Source organism: Sphingomonas kyungheensis (assembly GCF_037120395.1).
GTDB lineage: Bacteria > Pseudomonadota > Alphaproteobacteria > Sphingomonadales > Sphingomonadaceae > Sphingomonas > Sphingomonas kyungheensis.
Map to the genome: position 1 here is coordinate 572,146 of NZ_JBBBDM010000003.1, position 20,654 is coordinate 592,799.

16 protein-coding genes are annotated in these 20,654 nt (G+C 69.3%); 13 read left to right on the forward strand and 3 right to left on the reverse strand.

Translation table 11 applies throughout. From position 1 onward, the window contains the following. Position 1 precedes the first annotated feature (1 nt). The 3 genes from V8201_RS10465 to V8201_RS10475 all read right to left on the reverse strand — a co-directional run bounded on the left by V8201_RS10465 (position 2) and on the right by V8201_RS10475 (position 3,921). Complete coding sequence (locus V8201_RS10465) at positions 2-1,015, reverse strand: SMP-30/gluconolactonase/LRE family protein (RefSeq protein ID WP_336545236.1); 1,014 nt, start codon at positions 1,013-1,015, stop codon at positions 2-4. Continuing rightward, positions 1,012-2,364, reverse strand: a complete 1,353-nt coding sequence (locus V8201_RS10470) for a carboxylesterase/lipase family protein (RefSeq protein ID WP_336545237.1) — start codon at positions 2,362-2,364, stop codon at positions 1,012-1,014. Before V8201_RS10470 ends, V8201_RS10465 begins: the two co-directional genes overlap by 4 nt. 66 nt (positions 2,365-2,430) lie before the next feature. Beyond that, on the reverse strand, positions 2,431-3,921 hold the full coding sequence (locus V8201_RS10475) for a glycerol-3-phosphate dehydrogenase (protein WP_336545238.1): 1,491 nt from the start codon (positions 3,919-3,921) through the stop codon (positions 2,431-2,433). Positions 3,922-4,030: 109 nt separating this feature from the next. On the opposite strand from V8201_RS10475, the gene glpK reads away from it, so the two are divergent. From glpK to V8201_RS10540, 13 genes are all read left to right on the forward strand, one after another. Further along, positions 4,031-5,536, forward strand: a complete 1,506-nt coding sequence (glpK, locus tag V8201_RS10480; protein WP_336545239.1) for a glycerol kinase GlpK — start codon at positions 4,031-4,033, stop codon at positions 5,534-5,536. An 84-nt stretch (positions 5,537-5,620) separates the two neighbouring features. Then, on the forward strand, positions 5,621-7,912 hold the full coding sequence (locus tag V8201_RS10485; protein WP_336545240.1) for a TonB-dependent receptor: 2,292 nt from the start codon (positions 5,621-5,623) through the stop codon (positions 7,910-7,912). Between the two features lie 91 nt (positions 7,913-8,003). Further along, positions 8,004-10,277: a TonB-dependent receptor gene (locus tag V8201_RS10490; RefSeq protein WP_336545241.1), complete on the forward strand. Its 2,274-nt coding sequence runs from the start codon at positions 8,004-8,006 to the stop codon at positions 10,275-10,277. Positions 10,278-10,468: 191 nt separating this feature from the next. Beyond that, positions 10,469-11,575, forward strand: coding sequence for a Gfo/Idh/MocA family protein (locus V8201_RS10495; RefSeq protein ID WP_037535404.1), 1,107 nt, complete (start codon positions 10,469-10,471; stop codon positions 11,573-11,575). Continuing rightward, complete coding sequence (locus V8201_RS10500; protein WP_336545242.1) at positions 11,572-12,051, forward strand: cupin domain-containing protein; 480 nt, start codon at positions 11,572-11,574, stop codon at positions 12,049-12,051. The genes V8201_RS10495 and V8201_RS10500 overlap by 4 nt, the downstream gene beginning before the upstream one ends. Before the next feature lie 225 nt (positions 12,052-12,276). Continuing rightward, positions 12,277-12,591, forward strand: coding sequence for an STAS domain-containing protein (locus V8201_RS10505; RefSeq protein ID WP_037535412.1), 315 nt, complete (start codon positions 12,277-12,279; stop codon positions 12,589-12,591). Continuing rightward, positions 12,588-12,956, forward strand: a complete 369-nt coding sequence (locus V8201_RS10510) for a response regulator (RefSeq protein WP_037535405.1) — start codon at positions 12,588-12,590, stop codon at positions 12,954-12,956. The genes V8201_RS10505 and V8201_RS10510 overlap by 4 nt, the downstream gene beginning before the upstream one ends. Continuing rightward, complete coding sequence (locus V8201_RS10515) at positions 12,953-14,953, forward strand: chemotaxis protein CheA (protein WP_336545243.1); 2,001 nt, start codon at positions 12,953-12,955, stop codon at positions 14,951-14,953. Before V8201_RS10510 ends, V8201_RS10515 begins: the two co-directional genes overlap by 4 nt. A gap of 3 nt (positions 14,954-14,956) precedes the next feature. Beyond that, entirely contained in the window at positions 14,957-15,427 is a 471-nt protein-coding gene (locus V8201_RS10520) for a chemotaxis protein CheW (protein ID WP_037535407.1), read from the forward strand. A gap of 41 nt (positions 15,428-15,468) precedes the next feature. After that, positions 15,469-17,397, forward strand: coding sequence for a methyl-accepting chemotaxis protein (locus V8201_RS10525; RefSeq protein WP_336545244.1), 1,929 nt, complete (start codon positions 15,469-15,471; stop codon positions 17,395-17,397). 97 nt (positions 17,398-17,494) lie between these two features. Continuing rightward, positions 17,495-19,294, forward strand: a complete 1,800-nt coding sequence (locus V8201_RS10530) for a methyl-accepting chemotaxis protein (protein WP_336545245.1) — start codon at positions 17,495-17,497, stop codon at positions 19,292-19,294. After that, positions 19,291-19,806, forward strand: a complete 516-nt coding sequence (locus V8201_RS10535) for a chemotaxis protein CheW (protein WP_336545246.1) — start codon at positions 19,291-19,293, stop codon at positions 19,804-19,806. Before V8201_RS10530 ends, V8201_RS10535 begins: the two co-directional genes overlap by 4 nt. Continuing rightward, entirely contained in the window at positions 19,803-20,654 is an 852-nt protein-coding gene (locus V8201_RS10540; RefSeq protein ID WP_336545247.1) for a CheR family methyltransferase, read from the forward strand. The genes V8201_RS10535 and V8201_RS10540 overlap by 4 nt, the downstream gene beginning before the upstream one ends.

Sequence of the window (20,654 nt, forward strand, 5' to 3'; positions counted from 1 at the left end):
CCTAGCCCTGCCACCCCGGCCGGAGCGCCAGCCGCAGCACGCGATCATTGGCGGTCATGTAGAGCGCCCGGCCATTCTCCCCGAACGCACAATTGGCGATCGCCGCGCCGCTCTCGATCAGGCCGAGCGGTTCCGCCGCCGGGGTCATCAGCATCATCCCGCCCGGCACGGAACAGACGAGCGTGCCGTCGCGCGCCACCTTCATCCCGTCGGGCAGGCCGGCGCCGCCCTTTGCCTTCATCGCCCGCGCGTCGAGCAGCACCCGGCCGCCGCCCGGCTTGCCCGCCGCGTCGAGGTCATAGACCATGATCCGCGGCATCTGTTCGTCGGAGACCGAGACGTAGAGCCGCCGCTCGTCGGGCGACAGCGCGATGCCATTGGGGCGGGTCAGCCCGCCCTCGATCAGCACGACCCGGCCATCGGGGAAGCGCCGGTAGACGCCGTTGACCGACTGTTCCTTGAGCGGCGAGGCGTCGCCGTCGGCAAAGCCGTAGGGCGGATCTGTGAACCAGATGCTGCCGTCGCGGCCGACGTGCAGGTCGTTGCAGCTGTTGAAGCGCTTGCCGTCATAGCGATCGGCGAGCACGGTGCGCTTGCGGGTGACGAGGTCGAACCGGTCGATGCTGCGCCCGCCGCTGTTGGCGATCAGCAGCCCTCCCCCGGCGTCAAGCGCGAGACCGTTCGACCCCGCCTCGCGCACCAGCTTGGGATCGGTGCCCGCCGCGCCCGACGGGTTGAGGAACGGCACCGCACCGCGCCCGCGCTGCCAGCGGCGGATGAGGTTGGCGGGCGGATCGGAGAAGAGCAGATAGCCGCCTTTCGGTACCCATACCGGCCCCTCCGCCCAGCGGATGCCGGTCGCGATCACCTCTGGCTCGGTGCCGGGGGCGATCATCCGGTCGAGCGCCGGCGACAGGCGCCGCACGCGCGGAGCATCCGGGGTCTGCGCCGCCGCCGGCATGGCGAACAGCGCCAGACCACCGGCGATCACGGTGCGACGGTCGGGGCAGGTCATCGGCTCGTCTCCTCGGCGGTGCCGGCGCGGGTCAGCGTCAGCAGCGGCTGTGTCTTGGCGTCATAACGGTGCCACGTCGGCAGCCCGGCGCCGTTCGGGTCGCCGGTCTTGACGAAATTGACCAGATAGCGGCTGATCGTCCGTGCCGCGGCGCGATCGGTCGCGCTCGTCGCCGCGCCATATTTGATCGCCGCGGTGTCGAAGAAGAAGGGGATGTCGGTGGCATGGCCCGCACCCTTGGTATCGGGCGTGGTCGCCGAGGTCGCGACATAGTCGAAGCGGTAATGATAGACGGGCACGCCCTGCTGCGTCAGCTCCCCGGCCAGATCGCGCGCACCGGCGATCATATAGCCGTCGGGGCCGCCGATGTCGGCGCTGGTCGCGCCGATCATCACCGGCACGTGCGCGAACCGACCGGCGCGATAGGCCTCGCCCGCGTCGACGAAGGTGCGGCCGTCGGGTACCGGGCCGCTATAGCCCGGCCGGTTCATCGCCGCGAGATTGAGGCCGTCGATCACCCGCTCGGCCGGCAGCGCGCGCAGCTTGGCGGCGGCCTGCGGATCGTCGGCGGCGATGCCCTGGGCGGTGGCGAAGGCGACACCCGCCTGCTGCGCGGTCGCCACCGTCTTGCCGTTGGACGATCCGTCGCCGCCCGATTGCACGACCGCGCGGCGGAACAGACCCTGCGCCGCGGGCGAGGTGACCAGGGCATGGACCGACATGCCGCCCGCGCTCTCGCCGATGATCGTCACCTGATCAGGGTCACCGCCGAAGGCCGCGATGTTCGCCTTGACCCAGCGCAGCGCGGCGAGCTGGTCGAGCAGCCCGTAATCGGCATCGGCCGGGCGGATCGCAGGGTGAGCGAACGTGCCGAAGCGTCCGAGCCGATAATTGAAGCTGACCACGACGATGCCCGACTGCGCCAGCGCCGCGCCGCTATAGGTCGGCGGCGACGAGCCGCCGTTGACGAAGCCGCCGCCATAGATCCACACCATCACCGGCAGCCGCTTCGCGCTGCCCGCGGGGCGCCAGACGTTGGCGTAGAGGCAGTCTTCCGCCGGCGCCGTGCCGAGCGGCGCCGCATCGCTCGGAAAGGGCAATTGCATGCAATCGGCGGCATAGCTGCTCGCGTCGCGCACCGCCGTCCACGGCTTGGGCGGCTGCGGCGCCTGCCAGCGCAACGCGCCGACCGGCGGCGCGGCGAAGGGAATGCCCTTGAACGCGATCACCGACGCATCGGCGACGCCGCGCACCGGACCCGCCGTGGTCCGCACCACCGGCCCCTGCTGCGCCGACGCCGCGCCGGCGCTCATCAGCGCCGCCAGCGCCAGTCCTGCTCTCCATGTCATACACCGCTCTCCGGATTATCGATTACGACTCCCGATGACACGGCGGCGGCCGGTCGGGCAACGCCTTCATGGTAGTAGATCGCGGGTCCCCGCAGCGAGATAGGCGGCCAGCCGCGCCTCCGTCCCTGCCGGGACATGCAGCCCGAGCTTGCTGCGCCGCCACAGCACGTCCTCGGCCGTCCGCGCCCATTCACGCGCGACGAGATAATCGACCTCGCCGGTGCACAGCCCGCCGCCGAGGTCGCCACCGAGGCCATGGGCCAGGATTCGCATCGCCAACGTCCCGTAGGCGCGCGCCAGCCGCCGCAGCAGCGCCTCCGGCACGTCCGGCGCCTGCGCCACCAGCGACGCCACCAGCCCGGCGATATCCCGGTCGGGCAGGTCGCCACCCGGCAGTACCGCCCCGGCGGTCCACGCCGGCGCGCGATTGCCGAGCAACGGCGCGAGGTCGTGCAGCGCCTGCTCGGCAAGCCGGCGATAGGTGGTGATCTTGCCGCCGTAGACGCTGAGCAGCGGTGCCCGACCCTCGCCCGCGTCGAGGTCGAGCCTATAGTCGCGCGTCACCGCCGACGCATTCGCGCTATGATCGTCGTAGAGCGGCCGGATGCCGGCATAGCTCCACACGATGTCGCGCTCCCCGACGCGGCGCGCGAAATAGCGGGCGATGGTGTCGAGCAGGTAGCGCGTCTCCGCCGCGTCGATCGCCGCCGGGCCGGGTGCGGCCTGCCACGGCACGTCGGTGGTGCCGACCAGCGTGAACCGCCCTTCATAGGGGATGGCGAAGACGATCCGCCGGTCGGCGTTCTGCAGCATCAGCGCATGGTCGCCGTCGTAGAGCCGCGGCACGACGATATGGCTGCCCTTGACGAGGCGGACGCCGCGATCCCCGCTTACGCTGCCACTGCGGGCGCGCACCGCGCCGACCCAGGGTCCGGCGGCGTTGACCAGCGCCCGCGCCGCCACCTGCCGCGAGCCGCCGGCGGCATCGCGCAGCTGCGCGCGCCAGCCTTCCCCCTCGCGTTCGGCGCTGAGCAACTGCGTCCGCGTGCAGATCGTCGCGCCGCGATCCGCCGCGTCGCGCGCGTTGAGCACGACGAGCCGGCTGTCCTCGACCCAGCAGTCCGAATAGACGAAGCCGCGCCCGTCGCGATCCGCCAGCCCCGCGCCGAACGGCGTATCGGCCAGCGAGACGGTCTGCGTCGCGGGCAGGCGCTTGCGCCCGCCGAGATGATCGTAGAGCCACAGTCCGGCCCGGACCTGCCACGCCGGCCGCGGCGAATGCGTCTGCGGCAGCACGAATCGCAGCGGCCAGATGATGTGCGGGGCCATTCCCCACAGCCGCTCGCGCTCGATCAGCGCCTCGCGGACCAGCCGCAGTTCGCCATATTCGAGGTAGCGCAGACCGCCGTGGATCAGCTTGGTCGATGCCGACGAGGTATGACTGGCGAGATCGTCTTGCTCGACGAGCAGCACCGACAGTCCACGCCCCGCCGCATCGCGCGCGATGCCGGTGCCGTTGATGCCGCCGCCGACGACGAGCAGATCGACCGTTTCCATGCCTGTCCTTCCGCAGCATAGCCTAGCGGCTATAGCCGTGGCGCGACAGGCTTGACCGTCACGCCAAAGCGGCGGAGCGTCAGCCGGTCAGTCGAAGGAGGGGATCGCATTGGCCAAGACGCATATCCTGGTCATCGATCAGGGCACGACCTCGACGCGCAGCATCGTCTTCGACGGCGAGGCGCGCCGGGTCGGCATCGCCCAGGCGGAGTTCCGGCAGCATTATCCCGCCCCCGGCTGGGTCGAGCATGATCCCGACGACATCTGGCGCGACGTGCTCGCCACCGCGCGCGCCGCCCTCGCCGACAGCGGCGTCGCCGCGCACGATCTCGCCGCGATCGGCATCACCAACCAGCGCGAGACGGCGGTGGTGTGGGATCGCGCCACCGGCGTGCCGATCCACCGCGCGATCGTGTGGCAGGACCGGCGCGGCGCGGGCGAGTGCGAGCGATTGCGAGCCGACGGTGCCGAGCCGCTGATCCGCGCGCGCACCGGTCTGCTGATCGATCCCTATTTCTCCGCGACCAAGATCGCCTGGCTGCTCGATCACGTCGCCGGCGCGCGGGCGCGGGCGGAGCGGGGCGAACTCGCCTTCGGCACGATCGACAGCTTCCTGCTCTGGCGACTCACCGGCGGCGCGGTCCATGCGACCGACATCACCAACGCCGCGCGTACGATGCTGTTCGACATCCACCGCCAGCAATGGGACGACGATCTGTGCCGGCTGCTGCGGGTGCCGGCGGCGATACTGCCGCAGGTGCATGACAATGCGCACGTCTACGGCACCACCCTGCCCGACCTGCTCGGCGCGGCGGTGCCGGTGGCGGGGATCGCCGGCGATCAGCAGGCGGCACTGTTCGGTCAGGCGTGCTTCGCGCCGGGCATGGCCAAATCGACCTATGGCACCGGCTGCTTCATGCTGCTCAACACCGGCGCGACGGCGGTCGCCTCGCACCACCGCCTGCTCACCACCCCGGCCTATCGGCTCGGCGGCGAGACGGTCTATGCGCTGGAGGGCTCGATCTTCGTCGCCGGCGCGGCGGTCAAATGGCTGCGCGACGGCCTCGGCGTCATCACCCATGCCAGCCAGACCGACGATCTGGCGACGCGCGTGCCCGACAATCACGGCGTCTATATGGTCCCCGCCTTCGCCGGGCTCGGCGCGCCGCATTGGGACCCGCACGCGCGCGGCGCGATCTATGGCCTGACGCTCGGCGCCGGCGCGGCGCATCTCGCCCGCGCGGCGCTGGAGGCGGTGGCGTTCCAGACGATGGACCTGATCGGCGCGATGGCGGCGGACGGTGGCGGTCGGCCGGCGACGCTGCGGGTCGACGGCGGCATGGCGGCGAACGACTGGCTGTGCGCCTTCCTCGCCGACATGATCGACACGCCGGTCGAACGGCCGCTCGATCTCGAGACGACCGCGCGCGGCGCCGCCTTCCACGCCGGCCTCGCGACCGGGGTCTGGTCGGGGCTCGACCAACTGTCCCGGCTCTGGTCGCGCGAACGGCGTTTCACCCCGGCGATGAACGCGGCGACGCGCGCGCCGCTCGCCGCCGGCTGGCACGATGCGGTCCGGCGGACGCTGAGCGCGCATGTGGTTAGCGGTACATAAATCACGGAATAACCGGCCGTTCGCCTCCGGCGCTTCCCCCTCCCTCTACAATGGGGGCGACGCTTCTCGTCGCCGGGGGTTCCAGTGCCTTTTTGTATCGATCGCCACGCCATCAGCCGCTGCACGCTCGCCGCCGCCGCCCTCGCCGCCAGCCAGATCGCCCGGGCGGAGGCGCCCGTGCCGCAGCACGGTCAGAGCGGCTCGGTCACCAGCGGCAAGGACGGCGAGATCGTCGTCACCACCACCGCGCAGAAGCGGTTCGAGAACATCCAGTCGGTGCCGCTGCCGGTGCAGGTCGTCACGCCGGCGCAGCTCGAGCTGCAGGGCGTCCACCATTTCCAGGAGCTCGACCGGGTGATGCCCTCTCTCGTCGTCCGTCCGGCGGAGCATCCGGTCAACACCAACGTTTCGATCCGCGGCGTCGGCACCTTCGCCTATGCCGTCGCGGTCGAATCGAGCGTCGCGGTCACCGTCGACGGCGCCCCCGTCGCCTTCCTGGCGCGCGCCAACACCGACCTGCCCGACGTCGCGCAGATCGAGGTGCTGCGCGGGCCGCAGAGCACGCTGTACGGCAAGGCGGCGTCGGCCGGCCTGATCAAGATCATGACGGTGCAGCCGACCGACGATCTGCATATCCGCGCCAATGCCCGGCTCACCGGCGATCACGAATTCGCCGAGACGCTGAGCATCACCGGGCCGCTCACCGATCGGCTCGGCTATGTCTTCTCGGGTGGCTATACGCATTGGGACGGCAATGTGACCAATCTCGTCACCAGCAAACACGTCGGTGGTCACGATACGTTGAGTTCACGCGCCAAATTGCGCTGGAAGGTCAACCCGGCGCTGACCTTCACGCTGTCGGGCAATTATTTGACCGGCAGCACCAGCGTCGGCCGGCCATTCGTCCATATGGCGCCCGAGGCGCGGCTGCGCGGCGTCGACAGCGAGCGCGCGGACGTGGTGCTCCCCGGCGTCCGCGTCGGCCCGACCAACCGGGCCGTGACCTACAATTCACCGGCCGGCACCACCTATCACGGCGGCGGCGGGCTGCTGCGCACCGACGTTGCCTTGGGCAAGATCACCTTGCTCGGCCTGACCAGCGTCGACCGCTTCCGGCTCGACAATTTCCTCGACTTCGACGACACCGCCTCGACCGCGCCGACCGGCTATGTCGTCGAACGCGGCACCTTCCACTCGCAGCTGTTCACGCAGGAGGTGCGGCTGCTGTCGCCCGACGACGCGCCGTTCCGCTACGCGCTCGGCCTCTATTATGCCGACGCCGCATTCGAGCGGCCGGCGACGCGCGGTCCCGGCTTCGCGCTGTCCGACTATCATTTCACCGCCGGCTCGCGGCAGATCGCCGGCTTCGGCCAGATCGACTGGGCGTTCGCGCCGCGGCTCACCGCCACCGTCGGCGGGCGGCTGCAGAACGAGCGCGTCGCCTACACCTTCACCGACCGGCTCGCCGCGCGCCGCCACCCGGCGGCGACGACCAGCTGGGCGGGTGCGGCGAGCGACGATGCCGCCACCTATCGGCTCGGCCTCGACTATCGCGCGACGCCCGACCTGATGCTGTTCGCCAGCTATGCCACCGGCTACAAGGGGCAAGCCTATGACCTGTCGACCGGCTTCGATCAGGCGCGGGCCGATGCGGGGCCGATCCGCCCGGAACGCTCGCGCGACAAGGAGATCGGCATCCGCAGCCTGTGGCTCGATCGTCACCTGACCGCCAATCTCACCTTCTTCAACACGCATTACCGCGACATGCAGGCGCAGACGATCGAGTTCCTGCCGGGCGGGACCTATATCAACCGGATGACCAACGTCGGCCGGCTGCTGACCCGCGGCATCGAGATCGAGACGGCGGCACGACCGAGCGGCGCGGTGACGCTCACCGCCAATGCCGCCTATCTGCGTGCGCATTATCTCTCCTTCCCCGGCGCGCCCTGCTATCCGCTGCAAAGTCCTGCGCTCGGCTGTACGGGCAATCCGCTGCGCCAGGACCTCAGCGGCGAACGCGTGCCGCAGGCGCCGAGCTGGCGGCTCAACGCCAGCGCCGATTATTCCCCGGCGCTCGGTCACGATCGCCGCGGCGTGATGCAGATCGCCTGGCAATATCAGAGCGCGATGCAATTCGCCGCGCGCGACCCGGAACTGTTCCAGCGCGGCTATCATATCGTCAACGTCGATCTCGGCGTCCGCGACCGACAGCATCGCTGGCAGGCGGTGGCATTCCTCAACAACGTCTTCGATCAGCAGCATTATACCGCGCTGGTCAACGTCGCGAACAACTTCGGCCGACACTCTGCGACGGAGGCGCTGCTGCCGCGCGACTTCCGGCGCTATGGCGGCATCCGCGTCGGCGTCGATTTCTAGCGCGCGCCGGCGAAACGCAGCCGCGACGGCGGCGCCCCCGCATCCCCCTCTACAATGCTCATGAGGATCAGTAACACCACAGGGGGATAGGGTGAACGTTTCGATGTCGACGCGGACGATGAGCCGCCTCACCTTGTCCATCGCCGCGCTCGCCACCGCGCAGGTGGCGGCGGCCGAGACCCCGGCGCCGCAGAAGCCCGGCCAGTTCGGCGTCGTCACGACCGGCGACGACGGCGAGATCATCGTCACCACCACCGCGCAGAAGCGGTTCGAGAATATGCAGCGCGTGCCGCTGCCGGTGCAGGTGATCACCGCGACGCAGCTCGAGGCGCAGGGCATCCACCACTTCCAGGATCTGGACAGGGTGATGCCGTCGCTGGTCGTGCGGCCGGCCAATCACCCGGTCAACACCAACGTATCGATCCGCGGCATCGGCACGTTCGCCTATGCGATCGGCGTCGAATCGAGCGTCGCCGTCACCATCGACGGTGCGCCCGTCGCCTTCCTCGCCCGCGCGATCAACGACCTGCCCGATGTCGCGCAGATCGAGGTGCTGCGCGGCCCGCAAAGCACCCTCTACGGCAAGGCGGCGTCGGCGGGCCTCATCAAGATCATGACGACGCAACCGACCGACGATCTGAACATCCGCGCCAACGCCCGCGTCACCGGCGACCATGAATTCGGCGAATCGCTGAGCATCACCGGTCCGCTGACCGATACGCTCGGCTTCGTCTTTGCCGGCGGCTATACGCATTGGGACGGCAATGCGCTGAACGTCATCAACGGCAAGCGGGTCAACGGCCGCAACACGCTCAACAGCCGCGCCAAATTACGCTGGAAGGCGAGCCCGCAGCTCACCTTCACGCTGTCGGGTAATTATCTGACCGGCGACACGACGGCGGCACGCCCGCTCATCCGCCTGTCGCCCGAGGCACGGTTGCGCGGCGACCCCGAGCTGACCCGAGCATTCGTTCTTCCCGGCGTCGCGATCGGCCCGGACAATCAGACCGTCGCCTATAATTCGCCCTCCGCGACGCGCTATCACGGCGGCGGCGCGTTGCTGCGCAGCGAGCTCGAGCTCGGCAAGATCAGCCTGCTCAGCCTGACCAACGTCGACCGGTTCAAGCTCAACGATTACTTCGACTATGACGATACCGCGGCGACCAAATTCACCGGCATCTCGCAGGAGATCGGCATCTTCCGCTCGGAACTGTTCACGCAGGAATTCCGCTTGCTGTCCCCCGACGATGCCGCCTTCCGCTACGCGCTCGGCGTCTATTATGCGGACACCGGGTTCGATCGCCCCTTCTACCGTGGCCCCGGCTTCGCCCTGTCGCGCCTCCACGCCACCGCCGGCTCGCGGCAGATCGCCGGCTTCGGCCAGATCGACTGGCAATTCGTTCCGGATCTCACCGCCACCGCCGGCGCCCGCGTCCAGAACGAACGCGTCCATTATACCTATGACGCCCAGCTCACCGGCAAGAGCTATGCCGGCCATGACAGCGACGACGCCTTCACCTATCACCTCGGGATGAACTATCAGGCGACGCGCGACCTGATGCTGTTCGCCAGCTACGCCACCGGCTACAAGGGCCAATCCTACGATTTGTCGACCGGCTTCGATCAGGCGCGCGCCGATTCCGGGCCGATCCGTCCGGAACGCTCGCGCGACAAGGAGATCGGCATCCGCAGCCAGTGGCTCGATCGGCGGCTGACGGTCAACGTCACCTTCTTCAACACCCATTATCGCGATCTGCAGGCGCAGACGATCGAGACCTTCGCCGACGGGCGGTTCATCAACCGCCTGACCAATGTCGGCAGCCTGGTGACCCGCGGGATCGAGGTCGAGGGAGTCGCGCGTCCGACCGGCGACCTCACCCTGAACGGCAATGCCAGCTACCTGCGTGCCAATTATCTGAAATTCGCCGACGCGCCCTGCTATCCGCTCCAGACGAGCGCGGGCGGCTGTCCGGACCGGACGCGCCGGCAAGACCTGTCGGGCGAGCGTCTTCCGCAGGCGCCCACCTGGCGGCTCAACGCCACCGCCGATTATGCGCCGGCGATCGGCGGCAACCGTCGCGGCGTGATGCAGGTGACGTGGGAATATCAGGGCGCGATGACCTATGCACCGCGCGATCCCGAAGTCGCCCAGGCCGCCTATCAGATCGTCAATTGCAGCCTCGGCATGCGCGACGATCATCATCGCTGGGAGGCGGTCGCCTTCCTCGACAACGTCTTCGACCAGCGCCACTACAGTTCGATGGTCAACGTTGCGGGCAATTTCGGCCTCAACGTCGCCACCGCCGCGCTGCTGCCGCGCGACTTTCGCCGCTATGGCGGCATCCGCGTCGGGTTGAATTTCTGATCCTGTCCGACAGGCGGCCGCGGCAACCGCCGCCTTTCTGCTAACCCTCGCGAAAACCGCGATAATCGCGCTTGAATCTGTCCGACCGCCTCGACTACCACAAGGCCGGGTCGTGAATCGCGGCCCGGGACAGATCGCTCGCCGGAGCGACGTCAAACGGCGGAGCGCGACTTCGCCAGGGGAGGAAGCGCTTGGATATCGCCCGTCGTGATCTGTTGCTCTCGGCCGCTGCGCTGACCGTCGGCGCCAGCGGCATCGCGCGTGCCGCGCCCGATCGTCCGCTCGGCTATGCGATCGTCGGGCTCGGCACCTACGGGCTCGGCGTCATCATCCCGCAATTCGCCAATTGCACGCACAGCCGCCTTGCCGCGGTGGTCAGCGGCGATCCCGCCAAGGCGCAGCGCGTCGCCGCGGAGCACGGCCTGCCCGCGCGCTCGGTCTATTCCTACGCCAATTTCGATTCGATCCGCGACAATCCCGATGTCGACATCGTCTATGTCTGCCTGCCCAATTCGATGCACGCCGAATATACAATCCGCGCCGCCAAGGCCGGCAAGCACGTCATGTGCGAAAAGCCGATGGCGGTGTCGGTGGCGGAATGCGAGGCGATGATTGCCGCGTGCAAGCGCGCCAATCGCAAGCTGATGATCGGCTATCGCTGCCATTTCGAGCCGTTCAACCTCGAGGCGATGCGCCTCGCCCGCAGCGGCGCGGCCGGCAAGATCCGCTACGTCCGCACCGAACACGGCTTCACCCAGGGCAGCCCCTCGGCCTGGCGGCTCAAGCGCGCGCTCGCCGGCGGCGGCTCGCTGATGGACATGGGCGTCTACAGCCTCCAGGCGGCGCGCTACATGACCGGCGAGGAGCCGATCGCGGTGACCGCCCGCGAATCCACCGACCGGCGCGATCCGCGCTTCACCGAGGTCGAGGACATGATCGAGTGGACGCTCGAATTCCCCTCGGGCGCGATCGCCGGCTGCCAGTCGATGTACAGCGCCAACCAGAACCATATCCTGCTGATGGGCGACAAGGGGCGGATCGAGCTCGAACCGGCGACGCGCTACGACGGCAATCACATGTGGACCGGCCGCGACGGCCGCGAGCGCGAGGTGACGCCGCCCGCCGGTCCCGCCAAGACGCAATTCGCCGGCCAGCTCGATCACCTCGCGCAATGCGTCCGCAGCGGTGCCGAGCCGATCGTCTCGGGCGAAGAGGGGCTGCGCGACATGCGGATCGTCGAGGCGATCTACCGGTCGGCGCGCGAGGGGCGGACGATCCGGCTGGACGGCCGGGCGTGATCGCCGCCCGCTCCGCCGCGCTGCTATGCGCGGCCGTCGCCGCCGTGCCGCTCGCGGCCCAGAGCAGCGCCCCCGCCCGCCATGCGACGGGTCAGGCGCTCCACGCGCAGGTCGCGGCGATGGACCGCGCGATGAAGCCCGGCCAGGGCTTCGCCTATCAGCCGCTGGTCGAGGCCGATGGCCAGATCGCGGCGCTGGAGATCTGGAAGGCGCCCGGCCGGCCGGCGGTGCATCCCGATGACGCCGAATATGTCATGGTCGTCGACGGCGCCGGCGAGATGATCTCGGGCGGCAGCCTCGTCGATGCCAAGACGACGCGCGCCGACCTGATCGAGGGCAGCCGCATCGCCGGCGGCACGACCCAGCCGCTCAAGACCGGCGACGTCTTCCTCGTCCCCGCCGGGGTGCCGCACTGGTTCGGCATCCGCGGCCCGCGGCTGGTGCTGCTCGGCACCAAGATCCGCACCCACCGCTAAGTCTTGCTCCGGCCGCATCGGGTGACGATGCGGCCCGCCTGCCCCCCGACAGCGGGCGGCACGCCGCTGCGCCGGCTGCGCTTTTCCGCCGCGCGCGCGGCAGCGTTAACCTATCATCAATTCATCCTGTCCATATCCGACATAGTTTCTCTTACACCCGCTTCCGGCTGACGCTTCGTCGCAGTCGCGGGGCGACAGTAGGATCGGGTCAGTGAGGCAAAGATGATGGCCACCAATAGCTTGGTGTTCAATGAGAATGCGTGCCTGCAATCGATCGGCGACATCGCCGGTCCGTTGCTCGAGTCGATCGACGCGCATGCCGATACGGTGATCGACCTCAGCCAAGCGACGCGGATCGACCTCAGCATCCTGCAACTGCTGGTCTCGGCGCGGCGGCATGCCGATCAGATCGGCCACGATCTGCGCCTCGCCCAGCCCGCCGACGCCCGCCTCACCACGCTGCTCGATGCCGCGGGCTTCCTCACCGCCATCGTCCCTGCCGACGCAACATTCTGGTTCCACGGAGATCTGCCGCAATGACCGCTTCCATCCTCACCGTCGATGACAGCGCCAGCCTGCGCATGGCGATCCGCATCGCGCTGACCGGCGCGGGCTATGCGGTGACCGAGGCGGGCGACGGGCTCGAAGGGCTGGCGAAAGCGGCGGAGACGCGGTTCGACCTGATCGTCACCGATCTCAACATGCCCAACATGGATGGGCTGACGATGATCCGCGAGCTGCGCAAACAGCCCGATCAGGCCGGCGTGCCGATCCTGTTCCTCACCACCGAATCGGATGGCGACATCAAGGCGCAGGCGCGCGAGGCGGGCGCGACCGGCTGGCTGGTCAAGCCGTTCGAGCCCGAGCAGCTGATCAAGACCGCGCGCAAGGTGCTGGGCCGGTGAGCGAGGATCCCGCCGCCGCCTTCCGTGTCGAAGCGGAGGAACTGCTCGACGGGCTCGAGCAGGATCTGCTCGATCTCAACCATCAGCTCGGCGACAAGACGCTGGTCGATGCGGTGTTCCGCGGGCTGCACACGCTCAAGGGGTCGGGCGCGATGTTCGGCTTCGACGCGCTCGCCGCCTTCACCCACCATTGCGAAAGCGCCTTCGACAAGGTGCGCAAGGGCGTCGTGCCGGCGACCGCCGCGCTGGTCGCGGTGATCCTGTCGGCGGCGGACCATATGCGCGCTTTGCTCGACGGCGATGCCGCGCCGGGCGAGGATGCGGCGATCCTTGCGCGACTGGAGGCCGCGGTCAGCGCCGCCGCCGGTGCCGAGCCGCCCACGCCGGTGTCGCGCCGCGGCTGGCGCCTCTATTTCCAGCTGCCGCGCGACTCGATGCGCAACGGCACCAATCCGCTGATGCTGCTCGACGAGTTACGCGCGCTCGGCGACTGCACCGTCACCGTGCGGACCGATCGCGTGCCGCCGCTGCCCGCGCTCAACGTGCGCGACTGCTATCTCGGCTGGGACGTGACGCTGATCGGTGACGTCGGCCGCGAGGCGATCGAGGACGTCTTCCTGTTCGTCATGGACGACATGCTGCTCGAGATCGCGCCGATCGCGGCGGAGGCGGTGCCGGCCGGGGCCGACGCCCTGCCGATCGACGAGGCGCCGGTCGACGAGGCGCCGGTCGCGCACGAACCCGATCCCGTCGTCGCGGCGCAAGGCCAGGCGGCGAACGACGACGACGGCGAGCCGGCCGCCAAGCTCCTCGTCCGCACCGCGGCGCAGAGCGTCCGCGTCCCCGCCGACCGGCTCGACCTGCTGATGGATCGCGTCGGCGAACTGGTCATCGCGCAGAGCCGGCTGTCGCAGCTCGCGCAGCAGGACGGCGGCGTCGCGCTGCGATCCGTCTCCGAGGAGATCGAGCGGCTGTCCGACGAATTGCGCGCGACGATGATGGGGCTGCGGATGGTGCCGGTCGGCACCTTGTTCAGCCGCTTCCGCCGCCTGATCCACGACCTCGCCCGCGATACCGGCAAGACGATCGATCTGATCACCGAGGGCGAGGCGACCGAGATCGACAAGACGGTGATCGAGCGGCTGTTCGATCCGCTCGTCCATATCGTCCGCAACAGCTGCGACCATGGCCTCGAACCCGCCGAGGTGCGCCAGGCCGCCGGCAAGCCTGCCACCGGCACCGTCCGCCTGTCGGCGCATCATGCCGGCGGCGAGGTGGTGATCACCGTCCACGACGACGGCCGCGGCATCGACCGCGCCCGCGTCCGCGCCCGCGCCGAGGAGAACGGCCTGATCCAGCCGGACCAGCCGCTCACCGATAACGAATTGCTCGCGCTCATCTTCGCGCCCGGCTTTTCGACCGCGACGCAGGTCACCAGCCTGTCGGGGCGCGGCGTCGGCATGGATGTGGTCAAGCGGACGATCGAGACGCTGCGCGGCACGATCGACCTCGCCTCCATCGAGGGCGAGGGTTCGACGATCACGCTGCGCATCCCGCTGACGCTGGCGATCATCGACGGATTGCTCGTCCGGGTCGGCGACGGGCGCTACGTGCTGCCGCTCGGCGCGGTCGAGGAATGCCTCGAACTCAGTGCCGAGGAGGACCGCCGCTCGCACGGCCGCAGTCTGATCAGCCTGCGCGACCGGCTGGTGCCGTTCGTCCGGCTGCGCGAGCTGTTCGCCACCGGCACCGAACCCGACCCCTATCAGAAGATCGTCGTCGTCTCGATCGGCAGCGAGCGCGTCGGCCTCGTCGTCGATCAGATCATCGGCAACCATCAGACCGTCATCAAGTCGATGTCGATGCTCCACCGCAACGTCGGCGCCTTCTCCGGCGCGACGATCCTCGGCGACGGTCACGTCGCGCTCATTCTCGACATCGGCCATCTGGTCGATCTCGCGCAGCCCCGGGAGGAGCGGCGCTACGCCGCGGTATAAGCCATGACCGATACGACTTCCCTGCCCTGGTCCGCCCATGGCGACCTCGAGATGCTGCTGTTCGACGTCGGCGGCGAGACCTTCGGGCTCGAAGCGGTCAAGGTGCAGGAAATCCTCGATCTGATGCCCGAAACCGTGGTGCCGGGTGCCGATCCGCTGGTCGGCCACGTCATCAACTTCCGTGGCCGCGTCATCCCGCTGGTCGACCTGCGCCAGCCGTTCGACATGCCGCCGGCGGCGACCGGGCGCGACAATCGCATCGTCGTGATCTCGCAGCAGATCGGCGACACGAGCGAACTCGTCGGGCTGCGCGCCGATCGCGTCAACGAGGTGACGACGCTGTCGGCGACCGATTGCGAGCCACCGCCCGCGGTCGGGCTGCGCTGGCGCCGCGAGCACGTCCGCGGCCTCGTCCAGCGTGACGGCGGCATCGTCGTGCTGCCCGACCTCGACCTCATCTTTTCCGCCGCCTGATCCCGCCCCGCCAAACCAAAGTATCGGAGAGGACCCGCCTCGTGAACGCCTTTACCAACCTGTCGATACCCCAGAAGCTGTTCGTCTGCTTCACCGTCCTGCTGCTCTGCGCGATCGGCGCGAATGCGGTCATCTATAGCAAGTCGAACGCGCTCAGGGCGGCGACCGAGATGAACCAGCACACCTTCGCGGTGATCGGCGCGGCGAACCGTATCCAGGAGAATGCGGTCAATCAGGAAACGGGCTATCGCGGCTATCTCCTGTCGGGCGACACGCGCTTCCTCGATCCCTATCGCAAGGGTGCCAGCGCGCTCGACGCCGCCGTCCAGGAAGCGCAGCGGCTGACCGCCGACAATCCGCGCCAGCAGCAGCGGTTGCAGACGATCCGCGGGCTGGTCGACGACTGGCGCAGCCGCGTCGCCGAACGGGCGATCGCGCTGATGCAGGATCCGCGCAGCGTCGCGCAGGCGCGCGCGATCGAGACGAGCGGCAGCGGCAAGCAGGTGTTCGACGCGCTGCGCAGCGAGATCGCCGCGGTGATCGGCGAGGAGAATCGGTTGATGGCGGAGCGGTCGCAGACGCAGGCCGCCGCCTTCGCGACGATCGTCACGACGATCCTGATCGGCACCGGGCTCACCCTGGTGACGGTGGTGCTGATCGGCATCGGCATGACGGTGACGATCGCCCGCCCGGTCGGACGGGTCGCCGAGATGCTCGGGCGGCTCGCAACGCCCCTCGCCAGCGATCGCCGCGACGAGGTCGGCCGGATGATGGGCAGCGCGCAGGCGGTCGAGGCGGCGTTCCGCGACGTGTCGCGGGTGGTCGGCGCGGTATCGCTCGGCGACCTGTCGCAGCGGCTGGAGCGCGACTATGGCGGGCTGAGCAGCGAGGTCGGCACGCTGCTGACAACGATGACCACCAATCTCGGCATCGTCGCGGGGCTGGCCGACCGGATCGCCAATGGCGACCTGACCGTCGAGCATCGTCCGCTGTCGGATCGCGACACGCTCGGCCTTGCGCTGGTGCTGATGATCGACCGGCTGACCGCGGTGGTCAGCGACGCGATCGCCGCCTCGAACAGCGTCGGCGCCGGCAGCCAGCAGCTTTCCTCGACCTCCGAACAGGTCAGCCAGGGCGCGACCGAACAGGCCGCCGCCGCCGAGGAGGCCTCGGCATCGATGGAACAGATGGCCGCCAACATCAAACAGAACGCCGACAATGCGTTGCAGACGGAGAAGATCGCCCGTCAATCCTCCGCCGAGGCGGAGCGCAGCGGCGTCGCGGTCAACCGCGCGGTCACCGCGATGCGGACGATCGCCGAACGGATCGGCATCGTCCAGGAGATCGCCCGCCAGACCGATCTGCTCGCGCTCAACGCCGCGGTCGAGGCGGCACGTGCCGGCGAACACGGCAAGGGCTTTGCCGTCGTCGCCGCGGAGGTGCGCAAGCTCGCCGAGCGCAGCCAGGCCGCCGCGGCGGAGATCAGCACGATGTCGTCCGACACCGTCAATGCCTCCGCCGAAGCGGGCGAGATGCTGACCCGCCTCGTCCCCGAAATCCGCCGCACCGCCGAACTGGTCGCCGAGATCAGCGCCGCCTGCCGCGAACAGGACGTCGGCGCGACGCAGATCAACCAGGCGATCCAGCAGCTCGACACGGTGACGCAGCAGAACGCCTCCGCCTCCGAACAGATCAGCGCGACATCGGGTTCGCTCGCCGAACAGGCGGAGGAATTGCAGGCGAGCATCGCCTTCTTCCGGATCGACGACCGCCGCCGCGAGGCGACGGTGACGCGCGTCTCCCCCGCCGCGCCGCCGCGCCGCGCCGCCAAGCTGGTCAAGGGCAGCAAGGCGCCGATGCCGCGGACCCGGGCGATCCCGGCACCGCTGCCGTCGCGCTCCGGCTATCCGCTCGACCTCAGCCACGGCGCGGGCGACGCCGAGGACGCCGATTTCGGCCGCGCGGCATAAGCGCCGCCGCCCGCGCGGGGATGATCCTCCGCGCGACATGACCCGCCGACCGGCCACCGAACAGACAAGGAACAATATCGTGCGTGCAACTTTGAAAATGAAACTGGCGGGCACCTTTGCGTTGCTTACCATATTGCTGCTCGTCGTCGTCACCCTCGGCATATCCCGGTCGAACACGCTCAACACCGCGATCAGCGCGATCGTCGCCGGACCGGCGAAACAGCTCGATACCGCCGGACAGATGGATTCCGATCTCGGCTATATGCTGTCGAACCAAAAGGCGCTGGCGCTGAACACCGATCAGCGGATCATGGCCGACTATAGCGCCGACACGTCGCGCCGGCAGCGCGAGTTCGAGGCTCTGCTCGCCGCCGGCGAAGCGCGCGCACCCGACAGGAACAAGCCGTTGTGGCGGCAGACCACGCAGGATTGGCAGGCGCTGAAGCCGGTGTTCGACCGGATCAGCACGCTCGGCGTCAACAACGAGAATGCCAAGGCCGCGGAGCTGACCGAGATCGAGCAGAAGAAGCTGGTCGAGGCGCTGGTGCGCGACGTCGCGACGATCGTCGAACGGCAACGCGCGGCGATGCGTGACGCGGATGAGGCGACCAACGTGCTCTATGCCGACGCGCGCAACCTGCTGCTCGGCGTCGGCCTCATCGCGGTGCTGCTGTCCAGCGGCGCTGCGATATGGATCTCGACCGCGGTGTCGCGCGGCTTGAAGCGGGTCGGCACCGCGCTCGACGCGGTGGCGATCGGCGACCTCGACCAGCAGGTGGTCGTCACCAGCAACGACGAGATCAAGGACCTCGTCGACACGGTCAACCGCATGGTCACGTCGCTGCGCCAGAGCGCGACGCTCGCCGACCGGATCGCCGCCGGCGACCTGACCGTCGATCATCGGCCGCTGTCGGACAAGGACCGCTTGGGTCAGGCGCTGATGACGATGACCGCGCGGCTGCGCGACGTCGCGCAGAACGCGACCGTCGCCGCCGATCAGGTCGCCGCCGGCAGCCAGCAGCTGTCCTCGACCTCGGAACAGGTCAGCCAGGGTGCCACCGAACAGGCCGCCGCCGCCGAACAGGCCTCCGCCTCGATGGAGCAGATGGCCGCCAATATCAAACAGAACGCCGACAACGCGATGCAGACCGAGAAGATCGCCCGCCAGTCCTCGGCGGAGGCGGAGCGCAGCGGTGCGGCGGTGCAGCGCGCCGCGGGTGCGATGCGGACGATCGCCGGCAAGATCGGCATCGTCCAGGAGATCGCCCGGCAGACCGACCTGCTCGCGCTCAATGCCGCGGTCGAGGCGGCGCGCGCCGGCGACCACGGCAAGGGCTTCGCGGTCGTCGCCGCCGAGGTGCGCAAGCTCGCCGAGCGCAGCCAGAGCGCCGCGACCGAGATCAGCGCGATGGCCGCCGATACGGTCGGCGCGGCGACGGAGGCGGGCGAGATGCTCGTCCGGCTCGTCCCCGAAATCTCGCGCACCGCGGAACTCGTCGCCGAGATTAGCGCCGCCTGCCGCGAACAGGATATCGGCGCCGGGCAGATCAACCAGGCGATCCAGCAGCTCGATACGGTGACGCAGCAGAATGCCTCCGCCTCCGACCAGATCAGCGCCACCGCCGCGACGCTCGCCGATCAGGCGGGTGACCTGCAGCAGAATATCGGCTTCTTCCGCGTCGAAGGGCCCCGCGGCGCCACCGCCGCCGTCGCGCCGCGGCGAGCGGCCCGCGCCGAGCGGACATCGCGCGACGCCCTGCCGCGGACGACGCGTACCGCCCGGCTGACCCATGCCCGCCCCGATGCGTCGGATCCGACGCAGGTGCGTGGCTATGCGCTCGACCTCAGCGCCGGCGGTGCGGATGCCGAGGATGCCGATTTCGGACGCGCGGCATGAGCGCCCCCGCCCCCGCCTCCGCCGCGCCGCTCCAGACGATCGTCTTCGGCATCGGCGAAGAGCTGTTCGCGCTGCCGATCGCCGTCGTCCGCGAAATCCTCGATCACACCAATGCCTTTCGCGTCCCCAACGCGCCCGACTGGCTGATCGGGTTGTGCGACGTGCGCGGCCTGTCGGTCCCGCTGGTCGATTTCCGCACCTGCCTCGGCCTGCCGACCGTGCCGCCGACGGTGGCGACGCGCGTGCTGGTGGTCGAGGCGGTGACCGCTGCCGACCGGCCGCTGGTCATCGGCCTCGTCGTCGATCGCGTCCTCGACGTCAGTACCTGGGCGGCCGAGGCGATCGAGGCGGTGCCCGACACCGGCACCGCCTGGCATTCGCGCTACGTCGTCAGCGTGCTGCGGCGCGAGGGCGGCTTCGTCGGACTGCTCGACCTGCGGGGCGTGCTCGACGGCATGGAGGCGGTGCTGACGCAATCGACCGCCCCCGGCGCGAGCGTGGTGGCGACGTGAACGATCTCGCCTCGCAGCCGATCGCCGAGGATGTGCTGTCGGCGCGCGACTTCGCCCGCCTGTCCGCCTTCGTCACCGACATGTCGGGCATCAAGATGCCCTCGAACAAGACGACGATGCTGAGCGGACGGTTGCGTCGGCGGTTGCGTGCCACCGGCCATGCGACGCTCGGCGACTATTGCGCCTGGCTGTTCGACGACGACGGCCTTGCGGTCGAGGCGGAGCATCTGCTCAACGCGGTCACCACCAACAAGACCGACTTCTTCCGCGAGCCCGGCCATTTCGACTTTCTGACGCGGACGCTGCTGCCGGTGCTCGCCGCCGAACGCCGCCCGCGGCTGCGTCTCTGGAGCGCGGGCTGTTCGACCGGGGCCGAACCCTATACGCTGGCGATGCTGCTCGACGCCTATATGCAGGATCGCGGCGGCCCCGCCTTCGACATCCTCGCCACCGACATCGATACCGAGGTGCTGGGGATCGCGCGGCGCGGCATCTTCCCGCGCGCCGCGGTCGACCCGGTGCCGCCGGCGCTGCGCCAGCGCTACATATTGCAGGCGACCGCCCCCGATCGCGAGGAGGTCCGGATCGTCCCGGCGCTGCGCCAGGCGATCAGCTTCGGCCGGCTCAATCTGATGGACGATCATTATCCGGTCGGCGTGCCAATGGACATGATCTTCTGCCGCAACGTGCTGATCTATTTCGACCGGCCGACGCAGGAACGGGTGGTGCGGCGGCTGCTCGACACGTTGCAACCGGGCGGCCACCTGTTCCTCGGCCATTCGGAATCGCTCGCCGATCTCGACCTGCCGCTCGAACTGGTCGGCAATACGATCTTCCGGAAGCGCTGA

Excerpts from the sequence above, each read along its gene's own strand:
- V8201_RS10465 (WP_336545236.1), bottom strand. The coding sequence starts at position 1,015 with ATGACCTGCCCCGACCGTCGCACCGTGATCGCCGGTGGTCTGGCGCTG.
- V8201_RS10470 (WP_336545237.1), bottom strand. The coding sequence starts at position 2,364 with ATGACATGGAGAGCAGGACTGGCGCTGGCGGCGCTGATGAGCGCCGGC.
- V8201_RS10475 (WP_336545238.1), bottom strand. The coding sequence starts at position 3,921 with ATGGAAACGGTCGATCTGCTCGTCGTCGGCGGCGGCATCAACGGCACC.
- V8201_RS10505 (WP_037535412.1), top strand. The coding sequence starts at position 12,277 with ATGGCCACCAATAGCTTGGTGTTCAATGAGAATGCGTGCCTGCAATCG.
- V8201_RS10510 (WP_037535405.1), top strand. The coding sequence starts at position 12,588 with ATGACCGCTTCCATCCTCACCGTCGATGACAGCGCCAGCCTGCGCATG.
- V8201_RS10520 (WP_037535407.1), top strand. The coding sequence starts at position 14,957 with ATGACCGATACGACTTCCCTGCCCTGGTCCGCCCATGGCGACCTCGAG.
- V8201_RS10530 (WP_336545245.1), top strand. The coding sequence starts at position 17,495 with ATGAAACTGGCGGGCACCTTTGCGTTGCTTACCATATTGCTGCTCGTC.
- V8201_RS10535 (WP_336545246.1), top strand. The coding sequence starts at position 19,291 with ATGAGCGCCCCCGCCCCCGCCTCCGCCGCGCCGCTCCAGACGATCGTC.